The following is a 15,306-nucleotide window of genomic DNA, read 5'->3' on the forward strand; positions in this document are numbered from 1 at the left end:
CGTGCCCGCTCTCCACCAGAGCCGAGCCCCCCAACAAACCAGAAACAAGTCTCCGATCAGCCCTACGAGTCCCCAGACTCCGCCAACTCCGCCCGCTCCGCCAACACCCGAACCACACCAGTCCGCCGCATCATCATCCCCTCCAACCCCGGAAACATCTGAAACAACGCCAACAAGGGCCGCACCGGCCCCGCCGTGACCAGCACCTCCCCCGCCCCCCCCATCGCCTTCATCACCCCCCGCACCACCTGCCCCGCCGTGACCTCCTTCAACACCGCCGGCGCCTTCAACCCCGTCCGCCCCCACATCCCCTCGGACACGAAGCCCGGACACACCACCCCCGCGTGCACGCCCGTGCCATGAAGCTCGACGCGCAGCGAGTGGGTGAACCCAGCCAGCCCATACTTGGTCGCCGCATAGATCGAGTTGAAGGGCGTGGGCCCCTTCGCCGACATCGACGCGACATTCACGATGGTCCCCGACCCACGCTAGAGCATCCCCGGGAGCACCCGGCGGCTGAGCTCGATGGGCACGTGGAGGTTGAGCGCGAGCTGACGCTCGACCTCGGCGTCGCTCTGCGCGAGCAGCCGCTTGGTGTACTCGACCCCCGCGTTGTTGATGAGCACGTCCAGCTCCCCCGCCTCGGCGAGGACGCGGCCGCGATCGTCCGCGTCGAGCAAGTCGGCGCGAATGGTCGTCACCCCCTCGGCCCCCGCCGCCTCGCAGCGCGCGGCGATGGCCCCGAGCGCCTCGGCCGAGCGCGCCGTGAGCACGAGCTTCGCCCCGCCCTGCGCCAGGGCCAAGGCCACGTGCGTCCCGATGCCCCGCGAAGCCCCGGTCAGCAAGATCCTGCGTCCGCGCAGCTCGACCGTCGCCATCGCCTCAGTCCTCCGCCCCCGTCAGGTGCCCATAGATGTCCCCCGCCGCGACCCCCTGGGCCTTGGCCTCCTCGACGCGGGCGAGCTCCTCGGCGATCAACATGCGAAAGTCGAGCAGCGGCACCGCCCCCACGATGGGCCGACCGTTGATGAAGTAAGCCGGCGTGCCGGTCAGCCCCAGGGCCTCCCCGAGCTCGAGGTCCGCCTCGATGGTCGCGTCGTTTTGCTCGCCGAGCATCGCCTCTTCGAGGGCGACCTGGTCCATCCCGAGCTCCCGACCGATGCGCAGTAGATCCTGAGCCTCGTAGCGGGCCCCCGTCGCAAACACGGCGTCGTGGAAGGCCCAAAACTGCTCGTCGGAGGTCGCCGCGAAGCTGGCCCGGGACGCGAGCGCCCCCAGGGGATGCCCGGGCAGCGGGAAGTGCTTGAACACGAAGCGGACCTCGTCGCCGTAGCGGGCCCGCAGCGCCTCCATGGTCGCGTGGCCGCGGGCGCAAAAGGGGCACTGGAAGTCGGAGAAGGCGACGATGGTGATGGGCGCGTCGGCGGGGCCGCGGACCCGTGAGCTGCCGATCGGCACGGGGTAGACCGAGTCCTCGTCGAGCTCCGGCCGCGCGTCGGTGTACTCGATGGCCGTGTAGCCCCACTGCGTCGCGTAGTCGTAGAGCTCCCCGGCCGCGACGCCCTTTTCGGCCAGGCCCGCGGCCAGGTCGAGCTCCTGCTCGACCATGTGGCTGAACACGCCCTTGGACCGAGCGCCGGCGAGCATGCGCCCGTTGATGAAGAACACCGGCGTCGAGCGCAGGCGAAGGCGCTTGGCCGCGCGCAAGTCGGCGCGCACGGCCGGGGCGTAGGCGAGCTCGTCGAGCTCACGGGTGACGCGCTCGCGGTCGAGCTCGAGCTCGGCGATGTAGCGATCGAGGGTCAGCTCGTCGATGCCCCGCCCGCTGAACACGCGATCGTGCCACTCCCAAAATTTGCCCTGGGCCCGGGCCGAGTGCCCGATGAGCGCGGCCGTGAGCGCGTTGGGGTGGGTGTTCAGCGGCATCGCCTTGTAGACGAAGCGGATCTGCCCGGCGTACTCGGCCTCGACGGAGGCGACGGTGGCCAGGGCCTCGTCGCAGTAGGGGCACTCGAAGTCCGAGAACATCACGATGGTCACCGGCGCGTCGGCGGGGCCGCGGCTCGGCGAGTCGCTGACGTCGATGCGAAAGCGCAGGTAGGGCACGCCCGCGGCGATCTGCTCGGGGTCGGGCTCGATGCGCCCGTCCTCGTCGACGACCGCCACGCCCTCGGCTGTGCCCTCGCCCTCGCCTGCGCCCTCATCCGTGCCTGCGGGCTCGTCCTTGGGCGGGACCGGGTTGCCGCCCTTGCACCCGGGCGCCGCGGCACCGAGGGCGAGGGCCAAGATCGACGCGAGGCCGCGCGGACGCAGGGGACGGGCTCCCATGGCGGGAGTGTACTAGCAGGCTCGAGCGCGACGGCGGCGCAGACCAGCCAGGCCGAGCAGGAGCGCGAAGCTCGTGCCGAGCCAGGGCGCCGGCTGCTCGGGGCTCGAGGTGCACGCGCAGCTGCTCGGGGCCTCCTCGCCCTCGTCGGCGTTGCTGCCCGTTCCGGCGTCCTCGTCCGCGACCCCGGTCTCCTCCGTCGTCCCGGTCTCCGTGCCGCCGGTCTCCCCCGACTCGTCTGTCCCGCCGGTCTCGCCCGCAGTCTAGCCCGAAGCTCACTGCTCCATCCACGCGACCAACATCGCGTAGGCGATGTCCTCGCTGGTCACGCTCTCGCCGGCCAGGTAGGGCCGCATGTGCTGCTTGGCGAAGGCCCGGCGCTCGGCCAGGGGCGCCCCCTCGCTGACCATGCCCAGAGCGGCCGCGAGCGCGAGGATGCGGTTGTGGATCACCGAGTCCTCGGACTCGAGCTCGACCATCGCCAGCTCGACCATCGCCTCCCCGTCCCGGCGCGCGACGGCGTCGAAGAGCTCGACCCCCCGACGCACCGGGGGCGTGACGGCGTCCGAGCGCGCGGTGTCGAGGACCTCGGCCCAAAAGGGCGTGCTGGCCAGGTCGATCCACGGCGCGGTCTCGTAGTAGACGCCGTAGACCGAGTCGAGCCAGGCCTTGGCGGTGAGCGTCTCGCCGGGCTGGGCCTTCAGGTTGTCGCGCTGGGTGAAGTAGCTGCCGATCGCCGCCGAGCCCGTGTAGCCCTCGCGGTCGTCGTCCTCGAACAGGCGCATCAAGAACAGCGCGCGCTCGGGCTCCTCGAGCACGTGGTCCTTGGTCCGCCGGTCGGGGATGCGCTCGGTGTAGAAGCGGCGATCGAGGCCGCCCATGATCTCGGCGATGGGCAGGGGCAAAAAGCGCAGCTCGAGCATGGCCTCGGCCGAGCGCCGGAAGAAGCGGGCCTTCTCGGCGCCCGAGTCGAGCACGGGGTGGGCGTCGGTGTTGGGCTGGATGTCGGCGAGGTAGGGGCGCAGGAGCTCGTCGTTGGCGACGAGCAGGGCGTCGATCTGCGACTGGTCGTGGATACCCAGCAGCGCCGCCTCGGCGGCCAGGTCGGGCCAACCGTCGAGCACCTCGCCGTGCAGCTTGCCCACGCCGTCTTCTTGCTTGCTGGCGAGGATCAACCAGTCGCGGTTGCCCACGCGGTAGACCCGGTAGTCGGGGAAGCGGCTGTCGAGGGCGGCGAACACCGAGAGCAGCAGGGCGTCGCTGAGCTCGTAGCCGTGCATCCACTGGCACAGCAATCCATCATCCTTTAGGTAGCGCGAGATCTCGTCGTAGAACTCGACCGTGAACAGGCTCGAGACCCCGGCGACCCAGGGGTTCGAGGGCTCGGACACGACGATGTCGTACTTGGCCTCGGCCGCGGCGAAGTAGGCCTTGGCGTCGTTGAAGATGATGTGGCTGCGCGGGTCCTCGAAGGTGCGCCGGTTGATGGGGTGGAAGAGCTTGGCGCCCTCGGCCATGAAGGGCTCGATCTCGATGGTGTCGAGGCGCTCGAGGGTCGGCGAGGCGAGCAGGGTGTGGCTCGACACGCCCGAGCCCATGCCGATCGCCGCGGCCTCGGTCGCGTCGGGGCGAGCCAGGAGCGGGATGATGCCGATCAGCAGCTGCGTGGGTTCGTCGCCGGCCATCACCGGGCCCTCGTGGTGCTCGCGCCCCTCGGGCCAGCGGATGGTGCGGATCGAGGCGTCGGGCTTCCCGTTGGTGAACAGGGTGTGGTAGCCGGGCCGCGCGGTGTCGTGGGTGACGGTGACCGTGGCCGTGCGGCCGTCCTCGTGCAAGAGCACCTCGTAGTCCTCGTGCATCTCGACCGTGCCCCGGCGGAACACGCCCGAGGCCAGGTTGCGCGGGTTCACGTCGAAGATGCCGAAGCCGATGATCGCCGTGGACACCGTGGCCAGGGTCGTCGAGCGGATCAGCTTTTTGACCTGCGGGCTCGGGCGCAGCTTGTTCTCGCGCACCACGATCCACACCCCGAGGACCATGTCGATCATCGCCCCGATGACGATCACCGCCTTGAGCCCGATGAGCGGGAGCAGGATCAGCCCCGCGCTCACGGCCCCGATGATCGCGCCCAGGGTGTTGACGCCGTAGACCCGACCCACGGAGGCCTCGGGGTGGCCGCGGCGCAGCAGCACGTGGGTGACCAGGGGCAAGGTCATGCCGGCGCAGAAGGTCGCCGGCAGCATGATGATCAGGCAGATGAGGTAGCGGGCGACGTTGAACAGCACCCACAGGCCGAGGGTGCGCTCGTCGTCGAGGTACTCCCGGGACAGCCAGAACACCCCGCCCACGCCGGACACGGCCGCGCGGTAGAGCGGGATGGTCGCGACCGCGGCGACGCCCATGAACAGCTGGACCAGGCCCAGGGTCAGCTCCGGGCGCTCGAACTTGTCCATGCGCTTGCGGACCCACAGCCCGCCCAGGGCCAGGCCCAGCACGAACACCGAGAGCATGACCTCGAAGGAGTGGGTCGCGGACCCGAGCACCATGGACAGCATGCGGATCCAGCCGATCTCGTACATGAACGAGCTCAGGCCCGTGCCCATGGCGATGGCCAGCATGAGGACGAGCAGGGAGCGGCGCTCGCCCTCGGGGGCGACCTCGGACTCGTCCTCTTCGCTCTCCCCATCCTCGGCGTCGTCAGCCTCGGCCAGCTCGGCCTCGGCGATGGGCGCGTCGGCGTCGCGCTTGCGCTCGCGCAGGCAGACCGCGGCGATGCCCAGGTTGAGCGCGGCCGCGGCCGCCAGGGTCCCCGGCAGGCCCAGGCGCGGGACCAGGAAGAAGCCGGTGATCAGCGCGCCCAGGGACGCGCCGAAGCTGTTCGAGAAGTAGAGGAAGCTGAGGATCTCGCCGGAGCGCTCGCGATCGCGGCGCAAGATGCCCACGCTCATGAGCGGGAAGGTCGTGCCCAGCAGCGTGCACGGCACGATGATCAGCAAGGCCGCCGCGGTCCACTTGACCACCCCGACCCCGCCTCCGCCGACGGCCGGGAACAGGGTGTCGTAGCAAAGGCGGGTGACCCCGGCGTAGAGGGTGGGGAAGGCCAGGGCATAGAGGCCGACCAGGCCCTCGACCGCGCCGTAGGCCAGCACCGGCCGTTTGATGCGCGCGCTCATGCGCCCAGCGAGCAGCGATCCGAGGCTCATCCCGCCCATGAACAGGGCGAGGACCAGGATCTGCGCCGTCGCGGCGCTGCCCACGAAGAGCTTGAGATAGCGCGACCACAGCGACTCGTAGACGAGGCCGCTGATGCCGGAGAGGAAGAAGAGGAGGAAGAGGTGCCGCGAGCGGCCCATAGGCGGCGGAGCATACCGGACGCGGACCGGCGCGCCTCCCCCAGCCCGACCGAGCTCCCGCCCGCTCGATGCCCGCTGTGCCAGTGTCCAGTGGTGTGGCGAGAGAAGGCTCCCAATCGCCGCCCCCCGCGCTTGCCGCCCCGCCTGCGCCTCGGCGACCATCGAGGGGACCCGGCGCGGCTCGAGCTCGGCTAGACCTGGTCAAGAAAATTTCTTGGTGTATGAAATACACCAAGATCGAGCCCGGTCCATCCCAGCGACAGCGAGCACGCGCATGACCGACACCGCCCCCCGCACCACACGGCACTCAGGCCTGCAGACCGACCTCTACCAGCTGACCATGGCCCAGGGCTACTGGAAGCTGGGTCGCGCCGACGAGGAGGCCGTGTTCCACCTCGGCTTTCGCAAGCACCCCTTCGCCAAGCGCAGCGGCCACGACGGCTCCGGCGGCTTCGCCCTCGCCTGCGGCCTCGAGCAAGCCGTTGAATTTGTGGAAGCCCTCGGCTTCGACGCGAGCCAGCGCGCCTACCTGGCCACGCTGACCGGCAACGACGGCCAGCCCCTGTTCGACCCGGGCTTCCTCGACTGGCTCGGCGCCCTGACGCCCACCGTCGACCTCGACGCCATGGCCGAGGGCACGGCCTGCTTCGCCCACGAGCCCCTGCTGCGCGTGCGCGGGCCCCTGGTCCAGTGCCAGCTGCTCGAGACCGGGCTGCTGACCATCCTCAACTTCCAGACCCTGATCGCGACCAAGGCCGCGCGCATCGTCGCCGCGGCCGAGGGCGACCCGGTGCTCGAGTTTGGTCTGCGCCGGGCCCAGGGCCTCGACGGCGGGCTGTCGGCGAGCCGAGCCGCCTACGTCGGCGGCTGCCTGGGCACCTCCAACGTCGCCGCGGCCGAGCGCTTTGGCATCCCCGTGCGGGGCACCCACGCCCACGCCTGGGTCATGGCCTTCCCCAGCGAGGTCGAGGCCTTCGAGGCCTACGCGAGCGCCCTGCCCAACAACTGCGTGTTCCTGGTCGACACCTACGACACCCTGCGCGGCGTCGACCGGGCCATCGCGGTCGGCAAGCAGCTGCGCGCGCGCGGCCACGAGATGGGCGGGATTCGCCTGGACTCGGGGGACCTCGCGGCCCTGTCGATCGGCGCCCGCGAGCGCCTCGACGCGGCCGGCTTCCCCGACGCCAAGGTGGTCGCGTCCAACGACCTGGACGAGTACCGCGTCGCGGCGCTCAAGCAGGCCGGGGCTCGCATCGACGTCTGGGGCGTGGGCACGCGCCTGGCCACGGCCTACGACCAGCCGGCCCTCGGCGGGGTCTACAAGCTCTCGGCCCTGCGCCCCGACGCGAGGGCGCCCTGGCGGCGCATGGTCAAGCTGTCGAGCACGCCGATCAAGACCTCGACGCCAGGCATCCTGCAGGTCCGGCGCATGCGCGACGCGAGCGGGCAGGCCCGCCTCGATCTGGTCTACGACGTCGAGTTTGGGTCCGTCGAGCTCGCGGACGAGCCCGTCGCGGCGCGGACCATCGACCCGACCTCCGAAGCACCCCTGAGCCTCCCCCGCGCGAGCGAGGTCGAGGTCGAGGACCTGCTCCAGCCCGTCCTGCGCCAGGGCGCCCGCGCAGGCGCCTGGGCCGATGGCGCCCCCGCCCTCGCCCAGACCCGCGCGCGAGCCTCGTGCGAGATCGCGGCGCTGCCCGAGCGCGTGCGCCGCTGCGACGCCCCCGACACCTACCCCGTGGCCCTCGAGCCCCGCCTGGCCGCCCTCAAGGCCGAGCTCATCGCCAGCCACGGCGCCAACGAATGACGAGCCGATCATGCCCTTTTCCTACGAGTACGCCCGCCCCGCGCTGACCGTCGACTGCGCCGTCTTTGGCCTCGACGAGCAAGACCTCCAGGTCCTGCTCATTCGCCGGGGCCAAGAGCCCTACGAGGGGCGCTGGGCCCTGCCCGGCGGCTTCGTGCACGTCGACGAGACCCTCGACGAGGCCGCCCTGCGCGAGCTCGAAGAGGAGACCGGCCTGCGCAAGGTCTACCTCGAGCAGCTCTACACCTTCGGCGGCATCGACCGCGACCCGCGAGAGCGCGTGGTGACCGTGGCCTACTACGCCCTGGTCAAGCTCTCCGACCACAAGGTCAAGGCGGCCACGGACGCCGCCGACGCGGCCTGGTTCGACGTCAACGACCTGCCCGAGCTGGCTTTTGACCATCGGGAGATCTTCGAGGTCGCCCTGGCCCGGCTCAAGGGCAAGGTCCGCTACCAGCCCATCGGCTTCGAGCTGCTGCCGCGCAAGTTCACCCTGACCCAGCTGCAGCGCATGTACGAGACCATCCTCGAGCGCAAGCTCGACAAGCGGAACTTCCGCAAGAAGATCCTCGGCATGGACCTGCTGGTGGCCCTCGACGAGGTCCAAAAGGACGTCGCCCACCGGGCCGCGCGGCTCTACAAGTTTGACGATCGGCGCTACCGCAAGCTCGTCAAGCAAGGCTTCTCCTTCGAGATCTGACCCCCCAACCCGCCGCATCGCGGCTGAGGAGCGCACCATGGACCCGAACACCGCCCTGATCATCGTGGACCTGCAGCCGGACTTCCTGCCCGGCGGGGCCCTGGCCGTGCCCGAGGGGGACGCCGTGCTCGCCCCGATCCGCGCCCTGCTCGACGCCGGCGACTACGCGACCGTGGTCGCGACCCAGGACTGGCACCCGGCCGAGCACCGCAGCTTCGCGGCCAACCACGACGCGCGGCAGGTCGGGGAGGTCATCGACCTCGACGGCCTCGACCAGGTCCTGTGGCCCGTGCACTGCGTGCAGGACAGCCCCGGCGCCGCGCTCCACGGTGCGCTCGAGGCCCGCCGCGGGCGCCTCGACGCGGTGTTTCAAAAAGGCACGGAGCTCGGCGTCGACAGCTACAGCGGCTTCTTCGACAACGGCCGGCGCAAGGCCACCGGCCTCGGCGACTGGCTGCGCGAGCGGGGCGTCGAGTCCGTGCACGTGTGCGGCCTGGCCCTCGACTACTGCGTGAAGTTCACGGCCCTCGACGCCCTCGAGCTCGGCTTTGCGACCACGCTGATCGCCGACGCGACGCGGGCGGTGAACCTCCAGCCCGGGGACGGCGAGGCGGCCGTGACCGCCCTCCGCGAGGCCGGCGCGCAGGTGGTCGACAGCGCCGCGCTCTTGGCCAACACTGCCATGCAGGAGACGGCGAGTTGAACGCGAACGAAGAGATCATCGGTGAGGGCAAGTGGCTGCGCCTGGTCAAGCGCGGGCGCTGGGAGTTTTGCCAGCGCACCGTCGGCGGGACCGCGGCGATCCTCGTGGCCGTGACCGAGGCCGGCGAGCTGGTGCTCATCGAGCAAGACCGCCCAGCCGTGGGCGGCGCGGTCATCGAGCTCCCCGCTGGGCTCATCGGTGACATCGCCGGGCAAGAGGACGAGGCCCCGGAGATCGGGGCCCTGCGCGAGCTCGAAGAAGAGACGGGCTTTCGCGCCGAGCGGCTCGAGCGAGTCGCCGCCGGCACGAGCACCGCCGGGCTCAGCGACGAGCGGATGATCTTCTTCGTCGCCCACGGCCTGACCCGCGTGGGCGAGGGCGGCGGCGACGAGCACGAGGACATCACCGTGCACCTCGTCGCCCTCGACGCGGTCCCGGCCTGGCTCGCGCAAAAAGAGGCCGAGGGTCTGACCATCGACCTCAAGATCTGGTCCGGGCTTTACTTTGCCGCACGCACTTCCAGCGCGGATCAGGCCGCACGCACTTCCAGCGCGGATCAGGCCGCACGCACCCCCAGCGCGGATCAGGCCGCGCGCACCCCCAGCGCGGATCAGGCCGCGCGCACGACCACCGCCGCGAAGCCATGAGCCAGCTCGGCAAGCGCCTGGCCTGGCTGCTGCGCCACGAGCCCGAGGCCTGGGGGCTGCGCGTCGACGCCCACGGCTGGATGGAGGTCGAGGCTCTGCTCGCCGCCTTCGCCGAGCGCGGCCACGCCCTGAGCCGCGCCGAGCTCGAGACCCACGTGGCCGCCGACGGCAAGCAGCGCTTTATCCTGTCCTCCGACGGCGCCCGCATCCGCGCGGTCCAGGGCCACTCCATCGCCGTCGATCTCGAGCTCGACGAGCGCCCGCCGCCGGCCCAGCTCTTCCACGGCACGCCTCGGCGCTTTGTCGACTCGATCCTGCGCGAGGGCTTGATCCCCAAGGCGCGCCATCACGTCCACCTGAGCGCCGACGAGGCGACCGCGCGGCAAGTCGGCGCGCGCCGGGGTCCGCCGGTGATCCTCCTCGTCGACGCGGCGACCATGGCCGCCGACGGGCACCGCTTCTTCGTCAGCGCCAACGGCGTGTGGCTGTGCGAGCGCGTCCCGCCGGAGCACCTGCGCGTGGCCAACTGAGGCTACTCGGGGAAGGGCGCGTGCGGGGGCGCAGCTCCGTCCTCCGTCGCTGGCGCAGCCGCTGGCTGAGGCGCAGCCGCTGGCTCGGGCGCAGCCTGCTGGATCATGGTGTTGAGCACCCACCCGGTGTAGGGCACGAGCTTGTACACACCCTTGCGCCCGCAGCCCGTGACCCCGACCTGATGCACGCTGCCGAGCTTGGTGTAGACCAGCTGCTCGGCGGGACAATCGAGCTCGAAGGGCGCCCGGGCCTCGAGCTCGTGGATCGCCTTGATGCCGTAGGCGTTGTCCTCGACCTGGTAAAAGGTCGACGATCCCGGCGTGGGGGTGTAGCCCTCGGGGGTCGAAGACGCGGCGCCAGCCGGGGCGCAGGCACCTGCGAGCAGGCACAGACAAGCGAGAACTCTGGGCTCGAACATCGCTCGCAAGCTAACAGAGCGCTGGCGGGTTGTCTGCCACTCGGTGCGCCCAGGTCGCCAATGGTCGTCGCCGCAGCTGGCATTGTTCCCAGGCCCACTCAGACGACGCCGGCTCCGAAGGTTCGGACGAGGCCGACGAATCCAGCGAAGAGGGCGAGCAAGAGCCCCTGCCCGACCCGCTCCCGTCGCGCCCAGCTCGGAGCTCGAGCCCCTCGACGGGCCCACCTGCCTGGCCGAGGACCTACTCACGGCCTTCGAGCTCGGGGGCGACACCGGCGACGCGACGATCTCGGGCAACGCGGACGCGTGCCCCTGAAAATCTCACCGCGGGTTGTTAACGCCTGGCCCCCTCGCGGTGTCTCCTGGTCGTGCCCACCAACCACAGCCTCACACGCGGACGCCTCGCCCTGCTCGCCTCCTTCCTGGCTTGTGCTTGCTCTGCCCAAGCCGCGCAGGAGCTCGCGGCGAGCCCCGAGGACTGCTTGCTCGAGAACGAGAGCGAATCCGAAACAGACCCAGAACCCGAAGCAGCCGAACCAGAGCCCGAAGCACCCAGCGCCGCGGAGGAGCGCGCCTGCATCGACGAGCAGCTCCTCGCCGGCGAGTCCTTCGAGGCGGGAGAGCCCGAAGACTACGACTGGCGAGCGAGCGGCCTGGGCATCTTCGTACGCGCGGAGGGCGAGGGCGAGCCGGTCGCCGACGGGGATCTGGTGACCTTCGCCTACACCGGCTACCTCCTGGACGGCTGCGCCTTTGACTCGACGCTGCTGCGCGAGCCGATCGCCATGCCGCTCGGGGGTATGATCCCCGGCATGCGCGAGGGCCTGATCGGCATGCGTGTCGGCGGACAGCGCCGCCTCTACATCCCCCCGGAGCTGGCCTACGGAGAGACCGGCGCGGGCGCGGTGATCGGCCCCAACGAGGTCCTGGTGTTCGAGGTCGAGCTCCTCGAGAAAGGCTCATGAGCGCGCGAATCCATCGACGAGGGGGCCTGACTCGCCGCGCTCGCGCCGTGCTGGTGCTGCTCGGGCTCCTGGCCTGTGCTCCCGAGCCCGAGCCCGAGCCCGAGCCCGAGCCCGCGCCCACCGCCAGCCCCAGCGCCGCGGCGTTTCCAGAGTCGCGCGGCGGCCGAGAGCTCATCGGGACCGCCGCCCAGCCCTTCTCCCCCGACCTGCGCTGGTTCAGCCAGCCCGCCGGGCAGCCCATCGAGAGCCTCGAAGACCTCCGCGGCAAGGTCGTGCTGGTCCGCTTTTGGACGGACGAGTGCCCCTTTTGCGAGGCCAGCGCGCCCGGGCTCATGCGCCTACACGAGCGCTTCGCCGACGACGGCCTCGTGGTGATCGGCGTGTTCCACCCCAAGCCTCGGGGCGAGCGCATCGATCTCGAGGCGCTGACACGGCGGGCCGCTCAGCTCGAGCTGGAGATCCCGATCGCCATCGATCGCCACTGGTCGACCCTCGACAGCTGGTGGCTGCGGCGGGGGGAAGGCGCGCGGCGAGCGACCTCGACGAGCTTCCTGATCGACGCCGAGGGGCGCGTGCGCTGGATCCACCCCGGCCCCGAGTTCCACCCCGAGGGACCGCCAGACCACGACCTGTGCCGGCGAGACTTCGCCGATGCCCAGCGCGCCGTGGAGCTGCTCTTGGCCGAGCGCGACGCCAGCCCTGCCCCGACGTGAGCTCGCCATGAACTTGGGCGCGAGCGGGCTGTTAACACTTCGGCGCGGGCCGTGTCCTACACTCCGGATGCCAAACCTGGCGCGCATGGCCCCCGCTCTCGGGCGGGTGCCGGACGAAGCATCGATGGCGGGAGAGCCCCATGAGGTCGAGTGGGTGCGCGCGGCGAAGGCCGGGGACGCGGCGGCCTTTCAGCGGCTGTATCGCCGCTACTGGGCGGTGGTTCGGTCGATCGTGCTCGCCCACGTCGGCTGGCAAGAGGCCGACGACATCAGCCAGGACGTGTTCTTGACGGCGTGGCAGCGCCTCGATCAGCTCCAAGACCCCGCCCGCTTCCCGGCGTGGCTGGCCACCTGCGCGCGCAACCGCTGCCACAACCATCACCGGGCCAAGCCCACGCGGGTCGCCATGCCCGAGCGCGGCGCCCCGATGCCGCCCGTGTCCGAGGCCCGCGAGGTCCTGCGCGCGATCCAAGCGCTCTCGCCCGCCTACCGCGAGACCCTGGTGATGCGCCTCGTCGAGGGTATGAGCGGGCCCGAGATCGCGAAAAAGACGGGGCTCACGCCTCGCTCGGTCCGCGTCAACCTGCACCGCGGGATGACCAAGCTCAAGGCGATCCTCGAGGAGGGCGGGGCATGAGCGGGCCCGAAGCCGAGGATCGTCTGTGGGACCCGGAGGCCGCGAGCACCGGTGAGCTCGACGAGCTCGCCGCGCGACTCGAGGGGCAGCTCGCGCCTCTGCGCGCCCCCGAAGCGCCCGCCCTCGAGCTCCCCGCCCGCGAACCCGAAGCCGCCGCGCCGCCGCCGAAGTCGAGCGCGGGCTGGTGGGTGGCCGTCTGTGTCGCCGCCGCCCTCGCGCTGTGGTTTGCGTGGCGCGCTCGGCCCGTCCCGGACCCAAGCCCGCGCGTCGCCCAGGCTCCGCCGACGCAGACCGCCCCCGCTCCCGCCATTTGGCGCGTGGAAGCCCTCGATGGGGAGAACCACTGCCGTCCAGCCGACGCTGGGGACGAGGACGCGCCCGATCTCGACGCAGGCTCCACCCTCGAAGACGGCGCGAGCTTGCAGCTCGGGGCCGAGGCCTCCGCGCGCCTGTCAAACGGCGACGCCCAGCTCGAGCTCCACCCTTCGAGCCTGCTGCGCAACGACGCGGGCGTGCTGGCCTTGCTCGAGGGTCGCGCCTGGGTCGACCTGCCGGCCCGCGAGGATTCGGCGCCGTGGCGCTTCGCCGTGGATGGGCTCACCGTCGAGACACCCAGCGCTCGGTTCATGGTCAGCGCCCACGCGGGCGTGGGGATCGAGCTCGACGTGATCACGGGCGAGCTCACCATCGCCGACGGACAGGGCACGACCACGGCGCATGCCGGCCAGCTGTGCCGCGCACGCTTCGGTCCAGCGCCCGTCGTCGAGCTCGAGCCCCTCGAGTGCGCGACGTCTCCCTAGCAGTCGCCCACCCCGGCCGCGCCGGGACCCATGATCCACGAAAGCATCGTCCACGGACTCAGCTGGCGCTGAACCCGTGGGCGACTGCTAGGAGCCTGCTAGCCCCCTTGCCAGCGCCGCCGATTCGCGCCATGAGTCGGGCGTGACCGCGACGCTGCCCCAGGCCGAAGAGCTCGAGCTGCCCGTCCCTTGGCTGCTCGGAGAGGGACGCGTGCGCGCCCGCGCCTGGGGCCGGCCCGGCGCCCGCCCGATCCTCTCGATGCACGGCTGGCTCGACAACGCCGCCAGCTTCGACGGCCTCGCGCCCCGGCTGTGCGCGGCCATGGACCTGCGCATCGTCGCCCTCGACCTCCCCGGCCACGGCCTGTCCGACCGCAAGCTCGGCCACTATCACTTCATCGACTGGCCCGCCGACGCCCTCGCGGCCGCCGACGCCCTCGGCTGGCCGTCCTTCACGCTCATGAGCCACTCCATGGGCGCGGGCATCTCGACGCTGATCGCCGGCGCCGTGCCCAAGCGCGTCGACCAGCTGATCCTCCTCGACGGCCTCGGGCCCCTGGGCGACGAGGCCAAGCTCGCGCCCAAGCGCCTGGCTCGCTCCCTGCGCGTCGAGGCCCGCAAGCGCGAGGTCCGTGAGGCCCGGGCGGCCGCCGGGGAGCACAGCGCCTACCCGAGCCTCGACGCCGCCATCGAGCGCCTGCTCGCGGCCACGAAGCTGACCCCAGCCTCGGCGCGGACCCTGGCTGAGCGGGGCCTCGTGGAGACCGAGCATGGCTGGGAGTGGCGGGCCGATCCGGCCCTGCGCATCGACTCGCGCATGCGCCTGACCGAAGAGTCCGTGCTCACCTTCCTCGCGGCGATCCGCTGCCCCGTCCTGCTGGTCCGCGCGAACACGGGCTGGCCCCACGACCCCAAGATGGTCGAGGCCCGCATCGCGACCTTGCAAAGCCGCGACGCGCCTTGCGAGGTCGTCAACCTCGACGGCAACCACCACGTGCACCTCGACGATCCCGAGTCCGTGGCCGCCGTCGTGCTCCCCTTCTTGCGCAGCTGGCAGCGGACGGACGCGTGAGCGAGCCCGCCACCCGCCACGGCCACCGCTACTGGCCCTACTACTGCGAGGAGAACGTGTGGCACCTGTGCGGCGAGGCCGAGTTCGCCGAGCGGGAGCCCCACGCCCTGTTCATCACCAACCCCGCCCGGCGGGTGGCCATGTGGGGCCAACGCCTGGCCGAGGACCCCGACCTGCCCCTGGCCTGGGACTACCACGTGGTCTTCGTCGCCCGCGGCCCGGCCAGCGAGGGCTCGCCGTGGCGCGTCTGGGACCTCGACGGCGCCGGCGATCTGATCACCCCCGCGATCCCCTGGCTGCACGCCAGCTTCCGCGGTCAGGGCGTGGTCCCGCCCGAGTTCCGGCCCAGCTTTCGCCTCGTCCCCGGGGCCCTCTACCAGGCCCGCTTCATCAGCGACCGCAGCCACATGCGCGACGAGGCGGGCGGGTGGATCCAGCCGCCCCCGCCCTGGCCCGCCCTCGGCGTGGTCGAAAGCGCCCCGGTCCAGACCAACCTCGACGCCTTCCTGGACACGCGCGCCCTCGGGCCCGACGCGCTCGGCGAGGTCTTCGAGCTCTCGGGCCTCGCCGCGCGCTTGGGCGAGTGAGCTCGAGCATCTGCTTTTCCGAACGCTGCAATCCGCGCGGGCGCACG

General features: G+C 71.5%; 14 protein-coding genes and 2 pseudogenes. 11 read left to right on the forward strand and 5 right to left on the reverse strand.

Features of this window, described 5'->3' with window-relative positions; all coding sequences use genetic code 11:
* Positions 1-62: 62 nt before the first annotated feature.
* From PPSIR1_RS16115 to PPSIR1_RS16125, 4 genes and pseudogenes are all read right to left on the reverse strand, one after another.
* A pseudogene (locus tag PPSIR1_RS16115) lies at positions 63-878 on the reverse strand (SDR family NAD(P)-dependent oxidoreductase).
* A gap of 4 nt (positions 879-882) precedes the next feature.
* Positions 883-2,328 carry a DsbA family protein gene (locus tag PPSIR1_RS16120; RefSeq protein WP_006972153.1) on the reverse strand — a complete coding sequence of 482 codons (1,446 nt, stop codon included), beginning with the start codon at positions 2,326-2,328 and terminating at the stop codon, positions 883-885.
* A 12-nt stretch (positions 2,329-2,340) separates the two neighbouring features.
* Positions 2,341-2,442: pseudogene (locus PPSIR1_RS51245) on the reverse strand (hypothetical protein); the annotation flags it as partial.
* Positions 2,443-2,601: 159 nt separating this feature from the next.
* The gene (locus PPSIR1_RS16125; protein ID WP_006972154.1) at positions 2,602-5,679 is read right to left on the reverse strand and encodes a fused MFS/spermidine synthase; all 3,078 of its coding nucleotides are present in this window, start codon (positions 5,677-5,679) and stop codon (positions 2,602-2,604) included.
* 274 nt (positions 5,680-5,953) lie between these two features.
* Here PPSIR1_RS16125 and PPSIR1_RS16130 point away from each other — a divergent pair, with 274 nt between their 5' ends.
* Genes PPSIR1_RS16130 through PPSIR1_RS16150 form a run of 5 tightly spaced genes read left to right on the forward strand, consistent with a single transcriptional unit; the run spans position 5,954 to position 10,066 of the window.
* Entirely contained in the window at positions 5,954-7,486 is a 1,533-nt protein-coding gene (locus PPSIR1_RS16130) for a nicotinate phosphoribosyltransferase (RefSeq protein WP_006972156.1), read from the forward strand.
* 10 nt (positions 7,487-7,496) lie between these two features.
* Entirely contained in the window at positions 7,497-8,186 is a 690-nt protein-coding gene (locus PPSIR1_RS16135; protein WP_006972157.1) for an NUDIX hydrolase, read from the forward strand.
* Positions 8,187-8,223: 37 nt separating this feature from the next.
* Positions 8,224-8,889 carry a bifunctional nicotinamidase/pyrazinamidase gene (gene pncA, locus PPSIR1_RS16140; RefSeq protein WP_006972158.1) on the forward strand — a complete coding sequence of 222 codons (666 nt, stop codon included), beginning with the start codon at positions 8,224-8,226 and terminating at the stop codon, positions 8,887-8,889.
* Entirely contained in the window at positions 8,886-9,536 is a 651-nt protein-coding gene (locus PPSIR1_RS16145) for an NUDIX hydrolase (protein ID WP_006972159.1), read from the forward strand. Before pncA ends, PPSIR1_RS16145 begins: the two co-directional genes overlap by 4 nt.
* The gene (locus tag PPSIR1_RS16150; protein WP_006972160.1) at positions 9,533-10,066 is read left to right on the forward strand and encodes an RNA 2'-phosphotransferase; all 534 of its coding nucleotides are present in this window, start codon (positions 9,533-9,535) and stop codon (positions 10,064-10,066) included. The genes PPSIR1_RS16145 and PPSIR1_RS16150 overlap by 4 nt, the downstream gene beginning before the upstream one ends.
* 2 nt (positions 10,067-10,068) lie before the next feature.
* Here the strand turns inward: PPSIR1_RS16150 and PPSIR1_RS16155 are convergent, their stop codons facing one another.
* On the reverse strand, positions 10,069-10,485 hold the full coding sequence (locus PPSIR1_RS16155; RefSeq protein ID WP_006972161.1) for a hypothetical protein: 417 nt from the start codon (positions 10,483-10,485) through the stop codon (positions 10,069-10,071).
* Between the two features lie 368 nt (positions 10,486-10,853).
* Here PPSIR1_RS16155 and PPSIR1_RS50165 point away from each other — a divergent pair, with 368 nt between their 5' ends.
* The 6 genes from PPSIR1_RS50165 (at position 10,854) to PPSIR1_RS16185 (ending at position 15,259) form a co-directional block, all read left to right on the forward strand.
* Positions 10,854-11,450 carry an FKBP-type peptidyl-prolyl cis-trans isomerase gene (locus tag PPSIR1_RS50165; RefSeq protein WP_006972163.1) on the forward strand — a complete coding sequence of 199 codons (597 nt, stop codon included), beginning with the start codon at positions 10,854-10,856 and terminating at the stop codon, positions 11,448-11,450.
* Positions 11,447-12,163 (forward strand): peroxiredoxin family protein, encoded by a 717-nt coding sequence (locus PPSIR1_RS50755; protein ID WP_157595618.1) that lies wholly within the window; start codon positions 11,447-11,449, stop codon positions 12,161-12,163. The genes PPSIR1_RS50165 and PPSIR1_RS50755 overlap by 4 nt, the downstream gene beginning before the upstream one ends.
* A gap of 124 nt (positions 12,164-12,287) precedes the next feature.
* The gene (locus tag PPSIR1_RS16170; RefSeq protein ID WP_045116131.1) at positions 12,288-12,800 is read left to right on the forward strand and encodes an RNA polymerase sigma factor; all 513 of its coding nucleotides are present in this window, start codon (positions 12,288-12,290) and stop codon (positions 12,798-12,800) included.
* The gene (locus tag PPSIR1_RS16175; protein ID WP_006972166.1) at positions 12,797-13,600 is read left to right on the forward strand and encodes a hypothetical protein; all 804 of its coding nucleotides are present in this window, start codon (positions 12,797-12,799) and stop codon (positions 13,598-13,600) included. Before PPSIR1_RS16170 ends, PPSIR1_RS16175 begins: the two co-directional genes overlap by 4 nt.
* A gap of 142 nt (positions 13,601-13,742) precedes the next feature.
* Entirely contained in the window at positions 13,743-14,672 is a 930-nt protein-coding gene (locus tag PPSIR1_RS16180; protein WP_006972167.1) for an alpha/beta fold hydrolase, read from the forward strand.
* The gene (locus tag PPSIR1_RS16185; protein WP_006972168.1) at positions 14,669-15,259 is read left to right on the forward strand and encodes a protein N-terminal glutamine amidohydrolase; all 591 of its coding nucleotides are present in this window, start codon (positions 14,669-14,671) and stop codon (positions 15,257-15,259) included. Before PPSIR1_RS16180 ends, PPSIR1_RS16185 begins: the two co-directional genes overlap by 4 nt.
* Positions 15,260-15,306: the final 47 nt, after the last annotated feature.

This window comes from Plesiocystis pacifica SIR-1 (assembly GCF_000170895.1).
In the GTDB taxonomy this organism is placed as follows: domain Bacteria; phylum Myxococcota_A; class Polyangia; order Nannocystales; family Nannocystaceae; genus Plesiocystis; species Plesiocystis pacifica.